Genomic DNA, 1,148 nt, shown 5'->3' with positions numbered 1-1,148 from the left:
TTTATACATTAACCGTCACGGATTTAGGTTGTACGCTTACGGCAACTACTCAAATTTATGTAAGAGAATTAATCATAAATAGCAATTCTCCGCTGGCTGAAGGAAGTAATTTACATCTTATTTCGGGACTAAATTTCAATGATATAACCATTTACGACTATTCGTGGGCTGGGCCAAATGGATTTACGTCCGATTTGCCTTATCCGGTTTTAGAAAATGTTCTGGCCAGTCAAAGTGGAACTTATACATTGACAGCCACAACAAATATTTGTGTTACCACTGCGATGATAAACATTAATATAAATCCTTTGGCAACAATAAGTAACAATACACCTATTTGTGCGGGAGATGAATTGAATTTTACGGTTTTACCTGACAATAACATCTCAGGAACGGCTGGGGTTTTTGACATAAATTCATTGCAGTATATCGAATCATCCAACAATAATTTCCCATCAGATAATTTCACTATTGAAATGTGGATTAAAACCACCCAATCGGACGGCGGACTGTTTTATAATGGAGATGTTAACCTTAGTAATTATGCAGATAAACATATTTTTATTGAAGATGGTTATTTGAAAACCAGAATCCTTCCTTTTGCAGAGCCAGGGTTGAATTCCGGCGTTTTGGTAAATGATAATAATTGGCATCATGTTGCTGTAACTCAAAAATCTGAAAATAACGAAGGAACAAAAATCTTTGTGGATGGCACATTGGCAATTCAATCACCCAATTCAAACACTTGCATAAATGCACCCAACATTTATATCGGCGTAGAGCGAAATTTATCCTGGTCTGATGGAAATTATATAAGGTATTATGATGGATTAATGGATAATGTTAAAATTTGGAATGTAGCCAAAAGTGCAGTAGAAATCCAAAATGGTATGTACGCAGAAGTTTCAAATGCCCCTGATTTAGTTTATATTCAAAAATTCAATAACTCAATTAATGAATTTAAAGGAGGAGCACCAAATGGAATTGCTTACTCAAATGCAAATATTCCATATCCATTTACTTACTCGTGGGCTGGACCAAATGGATTTACATCGTCGGCACAAAATCCGTCAATCACTGACACCGAGGCAAACCAAAGTGGACTTTATACCTTAACCGTAGAAGCTGGAGGGAATCAATCTGTTCTA

General features: G+C 35.9%; 1 protein-coding gene. It reads left to right on the top strand.

Translation table 11 applies throughout. From position 1 onward, the window contains the following. Positions 1-1,148, top strand: a 1,148-nt coding sequence (locus EGI22_RS15555; RefSeq protein ID WP_255069344.1) for a LamG domain-containing protein, incomplete at both ends; no start/stop codon positions are given.

Origin of the sequence: Lacihabitans sp. LS3-19, assembly GCF_024343575.1 — a bacterium.
Taxonomy (GTDB): domain Bacteria; phylum Bacteroidota; class Bacteroidia; order Cytophagales; family Spirosomataceae; genus Leadbetterella.
Note: the sequence above shows the minus strand (reverse complement) of the source record. Positions and strands in the feature narration are given on the sequence as shown.